Source organism: Sutterella sp. (genome assembly GCF_030539355.1).
In the GTDB taxonomy this organism is placed as follows: Bacteria; Pseudomonadota; Gammaproteobacteria; order Burkholderiales; family Burkholderiaceae_F; genus Sutterella.
The window spans coordinates 1-17165 of sequence record NZ_JAUNSF010000062.1 but is presented as its reverse complement, the minus strand read 5'-3'; the positions used below and the strand labels follow the sequence as shown (position 1 = coordinate 17165).

At 67.3% G+C, this 17165-nt stretch carries 11 protein-coding genes and 1 pseudogene; 4 read left to right on the top strand and 8 right to left on the bottom strand.

The window, feature by feature from the left end; all coding sequences use genetic code 11:
- Positions 1-113: 113 nt before the first annotated feature.
- The 3 genes from Q4F91_RS09130 to Q4F91_RS09120 all read right to left on the bottom strand — a co-directional run bounded on the left by Q4F91_RS09130 (position 114) and on the right by Q4F91_RS09120 (position 3233).
- On the bottom strand, positions 114-1274 hold the full coding sequence (locus Q4F91_RS09130; protein WP_303336944.1) for a histidinol-phosphate transaminase: 1161 nt from the start codon (positions 1272-1274) through the stop codon (positions 114-116).
- A 247-nt stretch (positions 1275-1521) separates the two neighbouring features.
- Positions 1522-2220: an HAD-IA family hydrolase gene (locus Q4F91_RS09125; RefSeq protein WP_303336940.1), complete on the bottom strand. Its 699-nt coding sequence runs from the start codon at positions 2218-2220 to the stop codon at positions 1522-1524.
- Positions 2217-3233 (bottom strand): RluA family pseudouridine synthase, encoded by a 1017-nt coding sequence (locus Q4F91_RS09120; RefSeq protein WP_303336938.1) that lies wholly within the window; start codon positions 3231-3233, stop codon positions 2217-2219. Before Q4F91_RS09120 ends, Q4F91_RS09125 begins: the two co-directional genes overlap by 4 nt.
- 1487 nt (positions 3234-4720) lie before the next feature.
- On the opposite strand from Q4F91_RS09120, the gene Q4F91_RS09115 reads away from it, so the two are divergent.
- Together Q4F91_RS09115 and gsiB are read left to right on the top strand one after the other, a co-directional pair.
- Positions 4721-8224, top strand: coding sequence for an Rne/Rng family ribonuclease (locus Q4F91_RS09115; protein WP_303336937.1), 3504 nt, complete (start codon positions 4721-4723; stop codon positions 8222-8224).
- Positions 8225-8419: 195 nt separating this feature from the next.
- Positions 8420-9955, top strand: a complete 1536-nt coding sequence (gene gsiB / locus Q4F91_RS09110) for a glutathione ABC transporter substrate-binding protein GsiB (RefSeq protein ID WP_303336934.1) — start codon at positions 8420-8422, stop codon at positions 9953-9955.
- 104 nt (positions 9956-10059) lie between these two features.
- On the opposite strand, the gene Q4F91_RS09105 is transcribed toward gsiB, so the two are convergent.
- The 5 genes from Q4F91_RS09105 to Q4F91_RS09085 are packed head-to-tail and all read right to left on the bottom strand — an operon-like array spanning position 10060 to position 14802.
- Positions 10060-10779, bottom strand: a complete 720-nt coding sequence (locus tag Q4F91_RS09105) for a dihydrofolate reductase family protein (protein ID WP_303336932.1) — start codon at positions 10777-10779, stop codon at positions 10060-10062.
- 23 nt (positions 10780-10802) lie between these two features.
- Complete coding sequence (locus tag Q4F91_RS09100; RefSeq protein ID WP_303336929.1) at positions 10803-11141, bottom strand: FAD-binding protein; 339 nt, start codon at positions 11139-11141, stop codon at positions 10803-10805.
- 51 nt (positions 11142-11192) lie between these two features.
- On the bottom strand, positions 11193-12401 hold the full coding sequence (locus Q4F91_RS09095) for an FAD-dependent oxidoreductase (RefSeq protein WP_303336926.1): 1209 nt from the start codon (positions 12399-12401) through the stop codon (positions 11193-11195).
- Positions 12398-13036 (bottom strand): response regulator transcription factor, encoded by a 639-nt coding sequence (locus Q4F91_RS09090; protein WP_303336924.1) that lies wholly within the window; start codon positions 13034-13036, stop codon positions 12398-12400. Before Q4F91_RS09090 ends, Q4F91_RS09095 begins: the two co-directional genes overlap by 4 nt.
- Complete coding sequence (locus Q4F91_RS09085) at positions 13033-14802, bottom strand: PhnD/SsuA/transferrin family substrate-binding protein (RefSeq protein WP_303336922.1); 1770 nt, start codon at positions 14800-14802, stop codon at positions 13033-13035. Before Q4F91_RS09085 ends, Q4F91_RS09090 begins: the two co-directional genes overlap by 4 nt.
- Positions 14803-15185: 383 nt before the next feature.
- Here Q4F91_RS09085 and Q4F91_RS09080 point away from each other — a divergent pair.
- Together Q4F91_RS09080 and Q4F91_RS09075 are read left to right on the top strand one after the other, a co-directional pair.
- A pseudogene (locus tag Q4F91_RS09080) lies at positions 15186-16705 on the top strand (flavocytochrome c).
- 152 nt (positions 16706-16857) lie between these two features.
- The coding region (locus Q4F91_RS09075) for a cytochrome c3 family protein (RefSeq protein ID WP_303336919.1) at positions 16858-17165 on the top strand (308 nt) is incomplete at its 3' end.

Below are 17165 nucleotides of genomic sequence, written 5' to 3'. Positions count from 1 at the left end.
AAAAAAATGAAGGGCGGTGCCAAGGCACCGCCCCGGTCCTTCAGAGGAGAAGCACACCCCGTGCCATACGGGGCGGGCTCACCTGAAGGCGTCAGTCAGCTTTGAGTGACGGATCAGAGAACGCCCTTCGCACGAAGGCCGCGCATCACGTCGGCGACGTAGCGCATCTCGGCCGGACGGACGTAGGAGATGCGGCACCACTCGGTGGCCGGCGGGAACGGACGGCCGACCATGATGTGCTCGGCCTTCATGGCGTCGGCGAACTGCTTCAGCGGAGCCTTGAGGTTGAAGAAGCAGAAGTTCGTCTGGCTCGGGAGGTACTCGAGGTTGAGCTCCTTGAAGAGGTCCTCCATGATCTTGCGGCTCTCGGCGTTCTCGTCGCGGGACTGCTTCAGGAACTCGGCGTCGTTCATCTCGGAGATGGCGGCCTCGAGCGCCGGGACGTTCTGGAAGAAGTCGTAGGCGATGTGGTCGTGGACGAGCTTGGCGGTGTCGGCAGCGGCGTAGGCATAGCCGAGGCGGAGGCCGGCCATGGCGTAGATCTTCGAGAAGGTCTTCAGAACGATGACGTTCTTCTGGCCGGCGGCGACGAGCTCCATCGTGGAGCGGAAGCTCTTGTCGTCGACGAACTCGCCGTAGGCCTCGTCAACGAGGAAGATCGTGTTCTTCGGGTTGGAGCGGATCCAGTCGAAGAGGGCCTCGGAGTCGGCGATCGTCGAAGTGGGATTGTTCGGGTTCACGAAGTAGACGATGGCGAAGCCCTTCTTGGCGACCTTGGCGGCGGCCTCGCGCATGGCGGGGATGTCCATCGACCAGTTCGGGCCCATCTTGACCTTCACAACGGGGATGCCGTTGCGGGTGGCGGCCATCTCACCGTCGGAGTAGGAGAGCTCGGCGACGACAAGCGCGGCGCCCGGCTTCTTGACATAGGCCTCGACGGAGGCGCGGATCGCCTCGGCGGAGCCCTGCGAGAGGACGATCTCCTCCTTCTTGCCGCCGATCTGCTTGGCGACCATGGCGCGGAACTCCTCGGCGCGCACGAAGGGATAGCGGTTGCACTTGGCGGCGGACTCGGCGACGGCCTTCTGGGCGGCCGGGGAGAGGCCGAGCGGGTTCTCGTTGAAGCAGGCGATGAGGGGCTTCTCAGCGGTGGGCTTCTCGAAGACCGGCGCGGCGGCGGTGGCCTCGGCCTTCGTGGCGCAGCCGGAGATCATGGAAGCGGTGACAGCGCCGGTGATGGCGGCGCCGAGGAACTGACGTCTCTGCATGGACATGGGTGTATTCCCTTCTGGTGCAAGTGGGTTTTATGGTCCGGGATTCGCTGCACGCACTTCAACCGGGCAAATGCGCACAGTTTCCATTTAGACAGTCATATTGCATCCGCCGCGCCTCGCGGCGCAGTGCGTTTTCCGCTCCGGTTGAGAGCGCTCACGGGGCATCGGTGAAAAGCATTAGACAAAGGGCAGTGCCGCACGCGGCGGCCCTGCCCTTCATGTTTACCTTCGATGGAGGCGTCTGGAGTCAGTCGAGACCGAGCGCCTTCCTCAGTTCCCCGACGGAGGCGACGATCGCCGCGGAAGGCTCCGCGGCAAGCATCTCGCGGGTCATCGCGCCGTAGGTGACGCCGATCGCACGGCAGCCCCAGGCGCGGGCCATGCCGAGGTCGTGGGTCGTGTCACCCACCATGATCGTATCCTCAGGCGTGAAGCCCGTGGCGAGTCCGATGCGCTCGAGCATCGCGGGGTCGGGCTTCGAGGGGTTCTCGTCGGCGGTGGCGGTCTCGGAGAAGAGAGGGCCGATGCCGGTCTGCTCGAGCACCTGATTGAGACCGCGGCGGCTCTTGCCCGTCGCGATGGCAAGCGTCACGCCGTTCTTCTGCAGGTCCTCGAGGAGCGCGCGGATCCCTTCGAAGAGATGCACCTTCGGCTCCTCGGGCTTGTAGCGCTCCACATAGAAGGCGCCGAACTGCTGGAACTCCTCGGGCGGACAGGTCGGGGCGACGATCCGGATCGCGTCACGCCAGCCGAGCCCGATCACCGAGCGGCACACCGAGGTCGAGGGCACGGGGAGCCCAAGCTTCTCCGCGGCGTACTGGATCGAGATCACGATCGCGGCGGTGGTGTCGAGAATCGTGCCGTCCCAGTCGAAGACGACCATGTTGTAAGGCCCGACGGGCGGGACTTTCTCTTCGGTCTCAGCGGGATTGAGGGGAGCTGTCATTCCTTTCCTTTTGCTTCAAGAACGCGGACGACCTCCGCGAGGTCCGCCGGGAGCGGCGCGACGATGTCGAGCGGCTCGTCCGTGACGGGATGGATGAATTTCAGGTTCCAGGCGTGCAGGAACATGCGCTTCAGGGGCGCACCGAGCAGCCCGTGCGTGAGCTCGCGGTTGAAGGCGAAGTCGCCGTACTTGTCGTCGCCTGCGAGCGGGAAACCCTCGGTCGCGGCGTGCACGCGGATCTGGTGCGTGCGGCCGGTCTTGAGTTCCGCGTCGAGCAGCGTCACCGCGCCGAAGCGGCGGATCACCGTGAAGATCGTGTGGGCGCTCATGCCGTCGGGGGAGACGCGCACGCGCCGCTCGCCCGAAGGGAGGAGGTACCGCTCGAGCGGATGCTTCACGTGCTGGCGCTCGTTCACCCAGTCGCCCTTCACGAGGAGTCTGTAGTGCTTCTCGACGCCGCCCTCCTTCATCAGGTCATGCATGCGCACGAGCGCCTTGCGTGTCTTTGCGATGATGATCGCGCCGCTCGTCTCCTTGTCGAGGCGGTGGCAGAGCTCGAGGAAGGGCTCGTCGGGCCGCGTGGCGCGCAGCCGCTCGATGAGCCCGTGCGAGATGCCCGAGCCCCCGTGGGCCGCAAGGCCCGCGGGCTTGAGAACGATGAGAAGGTGCCGGTCCTCGTGGAGCACGGGGAGCGTCCCCTCGGCAAGCGGAGCCGCCGGGGCGGGGCCTGCGGCGCGCTCGGCCACCCGCATCGGCGGGATGCGCACGACGTCGCCGAGGACGAGCTTCGTCTCGGCTTTCGCGCGCTTCCTGCTCACGCGGACCTCGCCCGCGCGGATCACGCGGTAGACATGACCTTTAGGGACACCGCGCGCGAGGCGGAATAGGAAATTGTCAAGGCGCTGGCCGTCCGAGTCCTCGCCGATCTCGACGTACGTCACGCGGTCCGCGGGCAGGGCGCGCAGACGCGCGGAAGGAATAGTAACTATTTCGTTCTTTGGACTTTCGGCCATCGACTATAATCCCACGCTATTGCTGTGATGAGGATCCTCGAAAGAGCTTCCCGCCGCAGCGATTGAGGCGGCGAGCCGATGAGCTCCCCAGTGCCGCAGAAGGGAAATCCCGCGCAGAAACTTCTTTTGGCTTCGCCTACGGCGGAGCGCGCCGGCCGATCCCGCGGCGAAGCGCATTTTCTCACGCCTCGACAAGGATTTGTTCCGCAGCTTCCAGCGCGGGCCTTTTCGGAGAGGAACTTCAGTTCCGGTCCTCAGCGGACCGGTCACCCGCCGATTCGGAAAGGATGCCGCCCGAGGCAGCGGAGGCAGAGTTTTTTTAGTTTGGCGACGCTTTCGGATCCCCTGCGTCCGCTCTGGCCTGCCGGCCGGAACGTCGGGTGCGGGGCCGTACGGGGGCGGCGTCAGGAGCTCGGACAGTGCATCCGGGGACGCTGCAGCCTCCCTTTTCAGAGGGATCAAGGCTCGCGTTCCGGGGTGTTCGGTCCGATGCCGCAACCAGGCAAAGTTTATCGTTCGCCATCCGCACCTCTCTGAGGTCGGACGGACGTCCGGCCGCCCGGAGACATCCCTTGAGGATTCCGGGGAAAGGCAGGCGGCGCTCCGGAGGAGTTCCGGTGCAGACCGCGGACGGAACCGAACGCGAGGGCTTCAGGCCGGATTGCGTGAGTCCCACGGCGTGTGAGACATCTCCTCTCTTCCTCCCGGGTTTTTCACTTACGAGAGCTCCCAGACAGGTTGAGCTCGGCCCGAAGGCTTCGGAAGAAGGATCTCCGCCCCGGACCCGCCTTTCCTCGTCGAGCAAGTCCGGCGGTCGGGCCCCGTCATGCAGTCCGCCCCGTGAGCGCATCCGTGATGCGTCTCTCCGGCCTCTCCCGTCGGGGATCCCCTGAGGGACCCCTCTTCCCAGGCCCGCCGACGTCCCTCCCCGGCTTTCCGGAAAGTGCGAATGGTCAGGCAGCAAAATGCCGGCGGACTGTGAGGGATTGAGCCCTTCACGAGATCCCGCCCTCAGGCGTTCCTCCATCCGGAACCCGCGGGCGGTGAAGACGTGAAGCCGTGACTCTCCCCAGAGCGCCGGGATGCCGTCGCCGGGAGCCCGCGGGGCTCATCCAACCGGCGGGCAGTCCCGCGCGACACACCTGCCGGATGGCGGCGTGTCCGTCTGCGGCCGGAGCGGTGAAAATCAAGATTTCCTTTGATTTTCATTGAGTTCCGGTCGCTGAAAACGGACACGGGCGGAGCCTTGAGCTTCCTCGGAAGCTCCGCCTCCTCGCCCCGGTCCTGCTCCTCCTCCAGTCAAGGAAGGGAAAGCAGGGAAACCGGGACCGAGCTCCGTATGACAGCGCGGAAGCCCGCAGGAAAGGAACGATCATGCGCCGAGCGCCCTGTCCTTCTGAAGGACGGCGCGGCTCCCCGCCTTGCCCGGAAAGCGGTCCGTCCGCGCCCGCGGCTCTGACGGGCGCCCGAGAAGGAGTCACTTCCAAATGAAGCGCATGCTATTCAATGCCACGCACCCCGAGGAAACGCGCGTCGGCATCGTGGACGGTCAGAAGCTGATCGACATTGACATCGAGACCGCCGGGCGCGAGGCCCGCAAGTCGAACATCTACATGGGCGTTGTCACGCGCATCGAGCCGTCGCTCGAGGCGTGCTTCGTCGACTACGGCGAGGAGCGCCACGGCTTCCTGCCGTTCAAGGAGATCTCCCGCTCCTACTTCGCCGAGGGCGTCGACGTCCGCATGGCGACGATCAAGGAGGCGATCCGCGAGGGCCAGGAGCTCATCGTCCAGGTCGAGAAGGAGGAACGCGGCAACAAGGGCGCCGCGCTCACGACCTTCATCAGCCTCGCGGGCCGCTACCTCGTGCTGATGCCGAACAACCCCCGCGCGGGCGGCGTCTCCCGCCGCATCGAGGGCGAGGAGCGCCAGGAGCTGCGCGAGGCGATGGACAAGCTTGACCTGCCGAACGGCATGTCCACGATCGCCCGCACGGCCGGCATCGGCCGCACGACCGAGGAGCTCCAGTGGGACCTCAACTACCTCCTGAAGCTCTGGGAGGCGATCGTTGACGCCGCCCGTCCGCAGTACGAGCACGTCACCGAGCAGGACGGCCGCAAGGTCCGCCGCATCACCAACGAGCAGAGCCAGAACGGCCGCAACGGCAAGCGCGTCAACCCGGGCCCCTTCCTGATCGTCGAGGAATCCAACCTCGTCGTGCGCGCCATCCGCGACTACTTCCAGCCCGAGATCGGCGAGATCCTCGTCGACACGGACGACATTTACGAGCAGGCCCGCCAGTTCATGGCCCACGTGATGCCGGACATGGTCGACCGCGTCAAGCGCTACCGCGATGACATCCCGCTCTTCACGCGCTTCCAGATCGAGCAGCAGATCGAGACGGCCTACTCCCGCACGGTTCCGCTTCCCTCGGGCGGCGCGATCGTCATCGACCACACCGAGGCGCTCGTCGCCATCGACGTGAACTCCGCGCGCGCCACGCGCGGCGCCGACATCGAGGACACGGCCTTCCGCACCAACTGCGAGGCCGCCGACGAAGTCGCCCGCCAGATGCGCCTGCGTGACTTGGGCGGCCTGATCGTGATCGACTTCATCGACATGGCCGAGCAGAAGAACCAGCGCGCCGTCGAGCAGCGTCTCAAGGACGCCATCCGCTATGACCGCGCCCGCGTCCAGACCGCGAAGATCAGCCGCTTCGGCCTGATGGAGCTCTCGCGCCAGCGTCTGCGTCCCTCGCTCTCCGAGGGCAGCCACGTCACCTGCCCGCGCTGCAACGGCGTCGGCGTGATCCGCGACACCGAGTCCTGCGCGATCCAGGTCCTGCGCATCCTCCAGGAAGAGGCGATGAAGGAAGGCACGGGCGCCGTCCAGGCCCAGGTGCCGGTCGACGTCGCCACGTTCCTGCTCAACGAGAAGCGCAACGACATCACCAAGCTCGAGGCCCGTCACAAGGTGCCCATCATCCTCGTGCCGAACACCTCGCTCGAGACGCCGCACTATCACATCGAGCGCATCCGCCAGGATGACGAGCGCCTCGAGAACATGGCGCCGAGCTTCAACCTCGCCGAGGAGATCGAGACGACCGCCGACGATCCGTATGCGCAGAAGTCGCAGGAGGAGCGTCCGACCCGTCCGAAGCAGGTTCCCGTGATCAAGAACCTCATCGAGCGCGAGCCCGCCCCGGTCCATCAGGAGGCCGAGGAGGAGAAGGCGCCCGAGACCGGCCGCGCCAAGCAGCTTCTCCCGGTGACCGAGAAGAAGAGCTTCTTCACGCGCATCATCAACCTCCTCTTCGGCCCGTCCGAGGAAGAGAAGAAGGCTGAGGAGGAGAAGAAGAAGGCCGCCGAGCCGAAGAAGCCCGAGGAAAAGAAGGAAGAGCGCCGCCGCACCCGCGGCGGACGCGGTGACCGCCGCAGCTCGCGCGGCGGACGCGGCCGCTCCGACCGTTCCGAGCGCTCCGAGGCGAAGGACGAGCAGAAGTCCGAGAAGGCCGAGAAGCAGGAGAACCGCGGCCGTCGCGGCCGTGGCGACCGTCAGGTGCGTGCGGACCGTGAGGAACGCAAGCCCCAGGCCGAGGCTCAGCAGCAGCAGAGCCGTCCCGAGACCGACGCCCCGGACGAGGAGCGCCGCTCCCGCCGCCGTCCGGCCGAGGAGGAGCAGCAGCAGGCCCAGACGCCCGAGACGGCCGTGACCGCTGCCGCCGCCGAGGCTCAGGCTCCGGCCGCCGAGGCTCCCGCCGCGGCCGAGCAGAAGGCTCCCGAGGCCGCCGAGGCTCAGACCGCTGACGTCCAGACCGAGGCTCAGGCCGCGCCCGAGGGTGCCGCTCCCGCCGCCGCTGAGGAAGAGGCCGGTGAAGGCGCCCGCCGCCGCCGTCCGCGCCGCCGCCGCCGCACGAACCGCGGCGCCGAGGGTGCCGAGACCGCCGAGGCCGCGGAGAACGCCGCCGCCGAAGGCTCCGAGGCTGCCGAGGCCGCCCCGGCTGAGGTGAAGGCTGATGAAGCCCCCGCCGCCGCCGAGGAGAAGACCGAGGCGAAGGCTGAGGAGAAGGCCGCCGAGGAGGCCGCTCCTGCCGAGGCTCCGGCTGCCGAGGCCCAGGCTGAGATCAGCCCCAAGCCCGTCGCGGTGACGACTGAGGATCAGGCCGAGGCGAAGGACGAGGCCGAAAAGCCCGTCGTCGCGAAGCCTGAGATCGACTGGCAGCCCGCGAGCGAGGAGCTCGTGCAGATCGAGACCAGGCACTCCGCCGTCTCCGAGGCCGTGATCGGCGCCTTCAACGGTGCCGAGCAGCCCGCCGCGCACGAGGGTGAACGCCGCCGTTCGCGCCGCCGCAAGCCGCGCGCCGAGCAGCAGCCCGAGGCTCCGCTCGAGCAGGTCGAGACGAAGAAGAAGGCCGAGCCCGCCGACGAGATCCCCGACATCTTCACGCTTGTCGAGGAGAAGCCCGCCGAGGCCGCTCCGGCTCCCGAGGTGAAGGCCGAGCCTGTCGCCGCTCCCGAGCCTGAGGTGCTCGAGCAGGTCGAGACGAAGCCTGCCGCCGCCCCGGTCGCCGAGGAGGCGCCCGTCGAGGCCGCCCCCGTCGAAGTTGCTGAGGCTGCCGAGCCCGCCGCCGAGACCGTGACGGCCGAGGAGGCTCCCGAGGCTGTCGCCGAGGAGGCCGTCCCCGAGGAAGCCGCTCCCGCGGCCGAGCTCGCGATCGCCGAGGGCCTCGAGGAGAACCTCGAGAAGGCCGGTCTGGTGCAGGTCCACACGGCGCACCCGTCCGCGGCGGTCTACGAGCCCATCTTCGGGCCGGGCCGCAAGGTCGAGCGCCGCGAGGCCGACGCTGACGAGGGCCCGCTCGTGCAGGTCCACACCGCGCATCCGTCCGAGGCTGTCTATGAGCCCATCTTCGGGCCGGGCCGCAAGGTCGAGCGCCGCACGGCCGATGCCGATGAAGGTCCGCTCGAACAGGTCGAGACGAAGAAGGCCTAAGCAGTAATCCCTGCATTACTTGCCTCGCCCCGGGTGCATCACGCATCCGGGGCGATTTTTTTGGCCGCCTCGCTTACATTGGAAATGTTGCATGCCTGAAAAGGGCAGCCTCCGGGGAAGATGCGTCGGAAGCGTCTCCCCGCTTGAGGCGTCCGCCCTGGCGAACAGTCCCAGAAAACACGGAGGATCCCTCTCATGACCAGTTTCAAGAAAGCCGCCCTCGCCCTTTCCCTCGCGGGCATCGGCGCCCTCGCGGCCCAGTCGGCGCTCGCCGCCGAGATCACGGTGAGCGTCTACGCCGCCTTCACGACGCTCGACCCGTATGACGCGAGCGACACGATCTCGCAGAACGTCGCCAAGAGCTTCTACGAAGGCCTCTTCGGCTTTGACAAGGACATGAAGCTCGTCAACGTCCTCGCCGAGGGCTATGACGTCTCGCCCGACGGCCTCGAGTACACGATCCGCCTCAAGAAGGGCATCCAGTTCAGCGACGGCGAGCCCTTCAACGCCGCGGCCGTCAAGGCCAACTTCGAGCGCGTCCTCAACCCCGAGAACCGCCTCACCCGCTACCAGCTCTACCGCAACATCGCCGGCGTTGACGTGGTCGACGAGTACACGGCGAAGTTCCGCCTCAAGGAGCCGTTCTCGGCCTTCATCAACCAGCTCGCCCACCCGAGCGGCGTGATGATGTGCCCGAAGATCCTCGGCATGAGCAAGAAGGACATCGCCTTCAATCCCTGCGGCACGGGCCCCTACCTGATCGAGAAGTACAACCCGGCCGAGTACCTCGTCGTCAAGAAGAACCCGAACTACTGGCAGAAGGGGCTGCCCAAGCTTGACGGCATCACCTGGCGTCCGGTTCTCGAGGACGCCACGCGCGTGGCGATGCTCCGCACGGGCGAGTCGCAGTTCTGCGACGTCGTGCCGCCCGAGCATGCCGCGCGCCTGAAGGAAGATGAGAAGCTCGTCGTCGAGACGATGCCGACCATCATCCAGCGCCAGATCTACCTCAACGTCACGAAGAAGCCCTTCAATGACCTGCGCGTCCGCCAGGCCCTCAACTACGGCCTCGACAAGAACGCCATGGTGAAGGTCCTCTACAAGGGCTACGCCGGTCCGGCCACGGGTCCCGCCCCGGTCGGCATCGACTTCGCCGAGCAGTACGGCGCCTGGCCCTATGACCCCGCGAAGGCCAAGCAGCTCCTCGCCGAGGCGGGCTACCCGAACGGCTTCTCCGCCAACCTCTGGGCCGCGAGCAACTCGTCGGCGAACCAGAAGATGCTTCAGTTCCTGCAGCAGCAGTACGCCCGCATCGGCGTGAAGCTTCAGGTCCGCGCCCTCGAGGCCGGCCAGCGCGTGCAGCTCGTTCAGTCCGTCGGCCCCGAGAAGAGCACGACGCAGATGTTCGTCTGGGGCTGGTCGAGCTCCACGGGCGAGCTCGACTGGGTGCTCCGTCCGCTTCTGGCCACCTCGAGCTTCCCGCCCGCCAACTCGAACTTCGGCTACTACAGCAACCCGAAGCTTGACGAGGCGCTGCAGGCCGCTCTGAAGACCACGGACCGCGCCGAGAAGGCGAAGATCTACTCCGAGGCGCAGAAGATCATCTGGGCGGACGCCCCGTGGGTGTTCCTCACGGTTGACCACTCCATCGCCGCCCGCGCGAAGAACCTCGAAGGCTTCTACACGCTGCCCGACGGCGGCTTCGAGTTCTCGCACGCCGAGCTGAAGTAATCCTTCGTCACCCGGGGCTCTCCTTCCGAGGGAGCCCTGCAAAGAAGCGCCCGCAGGCTCATCACCCGCGGGCGCTTGCTTTATTCTTTGATTTTTAACGGAAATCAGAGATTCTCAACGCGGTAGCGCAGCCATACGACGCCGCCCGCCATCGTCTCGCTCGAGGTGAGCGCGAGCCGCACGTTCTCGGCGGGGCGCTCGTCGGGGGCTCCGACGTAGCCGAAGATCGACGGGGCGGAGTGGAGCGCGTCAAGCGCGGGGCAGACAAGGACCGAGATCGCGTCGATGAGCCCGGCCTTGAGGAACGCGCCGTTGATGATGCCGCCGCCCTCGAGGAGCAGGTGCTTCACGCCGAAGCGCGCCTCGATCGCGTCGAGGGCCGCGGCCATGCGCGCGGCCTCGTCACCCTCGGCGCCCTCGAAGACGTAGGAGACGCCCTGGGAGCGGAGCTCCGCGAGATGGCTCTCCGCCACGCGCGGCGAGAGCACGAGCACGAGGTGCTCGCCGGTGGGGAGCGTCGAGAGCCCCGGGCGGAGCTTTCCCTTCGGGTCAAAGGCGACGGCGATGAGTCTGCCGCCGCGGTCGCCCGTGAAGCCTTCCGGGACGGGCTCGCCCTCGGCGCGCAGCGGCGCCGGCTCCGCCGTGCGGATCTCCTCGCAGTACTCCGAGATCGTCGTGCGCCCGACGATCCAGCCCTCGCCCTCAAGCTTCGAGGCGGCGGCCTCGTAGACCCCGGAGACGTCATAAGGCTCGGCGGGCTCGCTCCAGCGCGCAGGGAGGAGGCGGCCGTCAAGGGAGGCGATCATGTGGCAGGTGATGAACATTTGAATCCTTTTCGAAGCAGTACTCAGATGGGTTTGATGGGCGAGACCCGGGAGTCCGCCGAAACGCCGTCGGCGGCGGCCCTGCGCAGGGGACCCGCGGCCTCGCGGCCGGCGATGCGCCCGAAGACGAGCGCGTCAAGCAGGCCGCAGGAGCCGAGGTAGCCGATGCCGTGGAGTCCGCCCGTGAGCTCGCCCGCGGCGAAGAGCCCCGGAATCGGCCGGTCGTCCACGACGGAGAGCACGCGCGCCCTCAGATCCGTGGCAAGCCCGCCCGAGCAGAGGAGCACCTTCGCGGTGAGGGGCGCGGCATACCACGGCCCCTCCTCCATCGGCTCGGCGAGCGCCGCGATCGGACGCCCCATTCGATCGTACGCCGCCCGCCCGCGCACCGCTCCGCTGTATTCGTCTATTTCCTACCGGATTCTCTCAAGCGGAATCTCCAGCTCCGCGGCGAGCGCCTCGAGCGTGGGAAAACGCATCACATAGCCGCGGGCGACAAGCGCCTCGACCTGCTCCTCGCTGAAGATCGAGGAGCGCGGATGGCGAACCGCGCGGGCGTCCGAGACCGCGATCACCTCATTGCCGGCGCGCAGCACGTCAAAGACGGCGTTCGTGCGGTCGACGCCCGAGCCCATCTCATTGGTGAACCGCTCTCCCGTCTGCCGAACCACCCAGAGCCCCTGCGCGCCCGCGCAGTAGCGCGAGAACTGCCACGAGATGCCCCAGCCCTTCTCGTCGGGATTCGCGTCCGGAATGCACGAGATGTAGTGCAGGTGGATCACCCAGGCGCCGATGCGCGCCGCCTCGCGGAGCATCTCGCTCGTGCTCCCGGGCTGCGTCGTCGTGCCGACGCGCTCCGAGAGCCTCGGATTGCAGAACTGCCTGAAGACGACGTCCGCGCCGAACCCGCCCGCGGCGAGGATCACGCCGCGCCTCGCAAGGATGCGGCGCATCGAGCCCGTGCGGGTGTTGCGGACGAGAACCCCCTTGATGCCGTCGTACATGTCGCCGATCAGCCTCACGACCTGCTCGTTGAGCGCGAACTCCGTGCCGAGCGCACGCGCGCGTTCGTGCAGAGGAATCATCAGGCCGTTGCCGCTGCCGCTCTCGACCGCCACGGCCCGCGGCACGCTCTGCTCGATCTCCTGCTCGACGCGGTTCCTGCGCCACCTGACGCCGAGTTCGCTCACCGTCCATTCGTACGTGGGGAGCGCCTCGCGCGCGAGCATCGCCGTGTGGCCGGGATGCCCGCAGTAGCTCACGGCCATCATGTCGCGGATGAAAAGCTCCGGGCTGTCCTCGATCCCGAGCGCCTTCTGCGCGGGCGTGCCCGGCACCGACATCAGGCCCTGGGAGATCGCGGAGTTGCCGCCGATGCTGCCCATCTTCTCGACGATGATCACGGCCGACCCGGCCTTCCTCGCCTCGACGGCCGCGGCATGGCCCGCGGCGCCGGCGCCCACGACCACGATGTCGGTGGTCATGGTGGGCAGATTCGGATCGTCCGCGGGCGCGCCGCCGAAGGGCGTGTCATAGAGCGCGAGCGCCTCCTTTCCGGAGAGGAGCCCGAGACCGGCGGCGGCCGCCCCGGTGAGAAAGCTTCTGCGTGACTGCGTCGTCATTCCTGCTTCTCCGACAAAATCCGCTCGACGCTTCTCACGGCCTTGGCGATGCCCGAGGCGCCCTTCACGCCGAGCTTGCGGCAGACCTCCCCGCGGTGAACCTGCACGGTCTTCACCGCGATCCCACCGAGACGCTCGCCGACCTCGCGGTTGAGCAGCCCCTGGGCGATAAGCTTCGCCACATCCCGCTCGCGCTCCGTCAAGGAATTCCAGCGGGCGATCTCCTCGCCGGGATTGCGCGAGGGAAGGGCCGAGCGCTCCACCGCGCTCACGATCGCGTCCATCAGGCGCGAGCGGTCCGCGGTCTTCTGAATGAACGCGCAGGCGCCGCGGCGCATCGTGTCCACGGCCATGTCGAGGTCGCCGTGGGCGGAGAGAAAGACCACGGGGAGCGTCATGCCCCTCCTGTTCATCTCCTCCTGAAGCTCGAGCCCCGTCATGCCGTCCATCTGCACGTCAAGCAGCAGGCACCCGGGGCGCGACGGCGCGTCCATGCGCAGGAACTCCTCCGCGCTCGCGTACATCACGCATTCGAACCCCTCCTGCCGCAGCATGAAGGCGAGCGACTCGCGCATGCGTTCCTCGTCATCCACGATGCGGATGAGCGGACTCTCTTCCTTCTGAACCGGCGTCATTCTTTCTCTCCCAGTGTGTTCTCTTTGTCAATCGTTTCGGTGCCGCCACTCTCCACGGGAAGGGTCACCACGGCGGCGAGACCCTCGGCGCCCGCGCGCTCGAACGTGAGCCGTCCGACGCAGTTCTCCGCGAGCGAGCGGACGATCATGAGGCCGAGACCGAGGCCGTCGGACTTCGTTGACTTGAGCGCCGCCCGGCCGAGCGCGGCGAACGCTTCGTCCGTGAGCCGCGGCCCGTTGTCCGCAACCGTGAACTCCATCATCTCGGGCGCGTGCTCCTGCGCAGGAAGCCGCTTGAGACTCACCTTGACGCGGGGCTTCGGCTGATTGCGGCACGCCTCCGCGGCATTGGCGAGCAGGTTGACGATGATGAGCTTGAGGTCGAGCGGATCGATCCGCACGGCGCCCTCCTCGAGGTTCCCGACATCGATCAGGGCGAGCCTGCCGCGGCGCGTCGCGCGGAACTGCCCCACGGCCTCGCGCACCGCGGCGGGGAAGTCGACCGTCTGACGGTTCGAGCGCCCCTGGCTGTAGCCGCGCACGCGGTCCACGATCGCGGCCGCGCGCACGGCCTCGTCGTTGATCGATTCGATCGCCCGGGAGAGCTCGTCGAGGGTCTCCGGCTCGTCCTCGATCATGCGGAGCGTCCCGCGCGAAAGGTTCTGGATCACGGCGAGCGGCTGCTTCATCTCATGCGCGACGATCGAGGAGATCTGTCCCACGGCGCCCGCGCGCTGGAGCTGATCGAGGCGCTCGGTCATCTCGCGGGCCTGGCGGTCCGCGGCCTGCTGCTCGGCGTGCATGCGCTCGAGCTCCCGCGTGCGGCGGCGCACGAGTTTCTCAAGCACCACGCCGTGGGTGAGGACGCCCGCGAGCGCGAGGAAGACGAGCACGATGAGCGGGCGCCACTCCTCCCAGATGCGCTCGACCGTCCACTCGCGCAGATAGGCGTAGGGACCGATGCGAAGCGTCCGGAAGAGGTCCGTGTAGCTCGAGGCGTTGGTGGACACAGTCCAGTGCTGTCCCCAGGCGTTCGCGGGCTTCGTGAGGAGCGTCGCCGTGATCGCGCGGGCAGCCTCCTGCGTGAGAGTCTCGGTGCCCGCGAAGATCCAGCCCGGATAGAACGGCGTCGAGTGACTGCAGGCGAACCCGGGCTCCTCACGGTTGTCGAGGACCTTGAGCTGCTTCTCGAACGTGCGGTTGCCGGCCCGCCAGAGGTCCTCGAGGAAGCAGCTTCGCAGGATGCCCGCGTCGGCTTTTCCCGACATCACGGCGTTGAGGACCTCCTTCATGCGCAGACGCGTCACCGTCTGTATCGATCCGAAGAACTTCTCCGGATCGTGCCCGAGCCGGGCGACCTCGCGCTCGACCTCGAGAAGCCCCGGCGACGGCTCGGCGGTGACGGTCGCGACGCTCCTCCCCCTGAGATCCGCGAGCGTTCTGATGTCCTCGCGGTCGCGGCGCACGATCACCGTCGCCGCCACCGAGCGGTTGGAGTCCGCGGCCGCGTCCGAGACGATGGTCGCGAGCTCGTGGAGCGGCCGCTTCGTGATGAGCGCGAGGAAGGAGGCGGGCGCGACGACGGCGTCCACCCTGCCCTCCCCGATCGCGGCCTCGAGCTCGGGCTGCGAGAGGTAGCTCACCGTGAAGCGGATCCTCGGGCTGCGCCACGAGAGATAGCGGACCGACTCGTCGACGAAGGCGCCGTCGTACCAGGGAGGGGAATAGGCGAGGAAGCCGATCCGCACCTCGGACTGGCCGACCACCAGCTCGGCGACGGCCGGAAAGGCCGAGGTGGCCGAGGAAAGGCCGTCGGCGCCCCGGGCGGAGAGCGGAATGAGGATCGCCGCGAGCGCTGCGCATATAACGCGCGCGGGGACTTGTACGCAGTTTCATCATGCCCGGAAGTCTAGCCGCGGGCCTCTTTGCGGCCCAAGCTCGAAAACGCATGCATTGAACTTTTCGCAAACCTCCTAGGAGGTGCCCGGACGCAGAATGCGTTCCATCAGGAGCGGGGCGGCCGGTGCCTCCCCGATGGCGCAGACCACCCGCCCCCAGCAGACTGAATCCCGCCGCCCGATCAACCGAGGCACGACCGGCCTCCCGGCGCGGACGGGTCAGAACATTCCATTCAAGGAGAGAATAGAAAATGACCGAACTCAATCGCCGCTCGCTTCTCAAGGGCTCCGTCGCGATGGGCGCCGCCGCCCTCTTCGGCACCGCGCACGCCGCCGGCGCCGTCAAGCAGCCCGCCAAGTGGGACGAGACCGTTGACGTGATCGTCATCGGCTCGGGCTTCGCCGGCCTCGCGGCCGCGATCGAAGCGAAGCAGGCCGGTGCCAACGTGATCGTGCTCGAGAAGATGAGCATGCCCGGCGGCAACTCGATCATCAACGGCGGCATCCTGACCGCCACCGGCTGCCCGCAGCAGAAGAAGCACGGCATCAAGGACTCGCCCGAGCTGCTCGCGAAGGACATGCTCGTCGCCGGCCTTTACCTCAACGAGCCCGAGAAGGTGAAGCTCGTCGCCGACAACGCCCTCTCGAACTACGAGTGGACGGTGAAGGAACTCGGCGTTGAGTACAACCCGGACGCCATCGGCCAGGAAGGCGGCCACAGCGTTCCGCGCTACGTCTTCACGAAGAACGGCTCGGGCTCCGGCATCGTCTCGAAGGAGCTTGAGAAGCTCGAGAAGCTCGGCGTCAAGGTCCGCACCCGCACCTACGTCAAGCACCTCTTCCGCGATGACGCCGGCCGCGTGATCGGCGCCGAGGTCCAGGAAGGCTACCGCTTCCCGAAGGCTGACTCCGGCCGCACGAAGTTCATCCGCGCCTCGAAGGCCATCGTCCTCTGCTACGGCGGCTTCTCCCAGGACATCAACTATCGTCTGATGCAGGATCCGAAGCTCTCCGCGAAGCTCGACTCCACCAACCAGCCGGGCGCCACCGCCGAGCTCTGGCGTGAGACGAGCCGCATCGGCTGCGCCCAGATCCAGAACGACTGGATCCAGTGCACGCCGTGGAACAACCCGAAGGAAAAGGGTATGGGCATCGGCTGGACCTTCTCGCAGTCCGCCGCCGCCGAGTACGGCCTCTGGGTCTCCACCTCCGGCAAGCGCTTCGTGAACGAACTCGCCAACCGCAAGGTCCGCGCCGACGCCATCATGGTCGAGCAGACGAACGGCTTCCGCGCCGTCTCGATCTGCACCAAGGCCAACACCAAGGCCTATGACGTCGCCCGTCCCGGCACGCTCGCCAAGCTCCTCGAGCAGGGCATCGTGAAGGAGTACAAGTCGCTCAACGATATCGCCGCCGACTACAGCATCCCCGCCAACGAGCTGCAGAAGACCGTCGCCCGCTTCAACGACGCCGTCAAGGCGAAGAACGATCCGGACTTCGGCCGCTACATCAACAACGAGCAGGTTCCGCTCGTCGAAGGCCCCTGGTACGCCTCCGAGATGAGCCGAAGGTCCATCACTGCATGGGCGGTCTCGTCACCGACATCAACTGCCAGGTGATCGACATCTCCGACGGCAAGCCCATCGCCGGCCTCTACGCCGCCGGTGAGGCCACCTCGGGCGTGCACGGCGCCGTCCGTCTCGGCTCCTGCGCCATCCTTGACTGCCTCGTGAACGGCCGCATCGCCGGCCAGCAGGCTGCCAAGGCCTGATCCAAGGCGCCCTAAGGTTCCTCCCGCCCCTCCGCCGCCGGCCCGGACTGCGGATCAGAGCGGGAGAACGAACCGATGAAAACCTCAGGTTTTCCAGACGGGGCGGGGAGGCACTCCTCTCCGCCCCGCCTCAGTTTTTACCTCGCAGACCCATGAAAAAGACCCTGCTCCTCCTTGCCATCGCCTCCGCCGTGCTCTCCTGCGGCGCCGAGGCCAAGGGCTTCGCCGACGATCACGTGAACGCCCTGAAGATGCCCTGCACCGCCTGCCACCCGAAGACGGACGAGATGCCCACGACCGCGACCTGCGTCGCCTGCCACCCGACCGACAAGTTGGTCGAGAAGACGAAGGACGTGAAGCCCCACAACCCGCACACGTCGCCCCACTACGGCGACAAGCTCGACTGCGTCAACTGCCACGTCGGCCACTCCGAGAGCGAGAACTACTGCGGCCAGTGCCA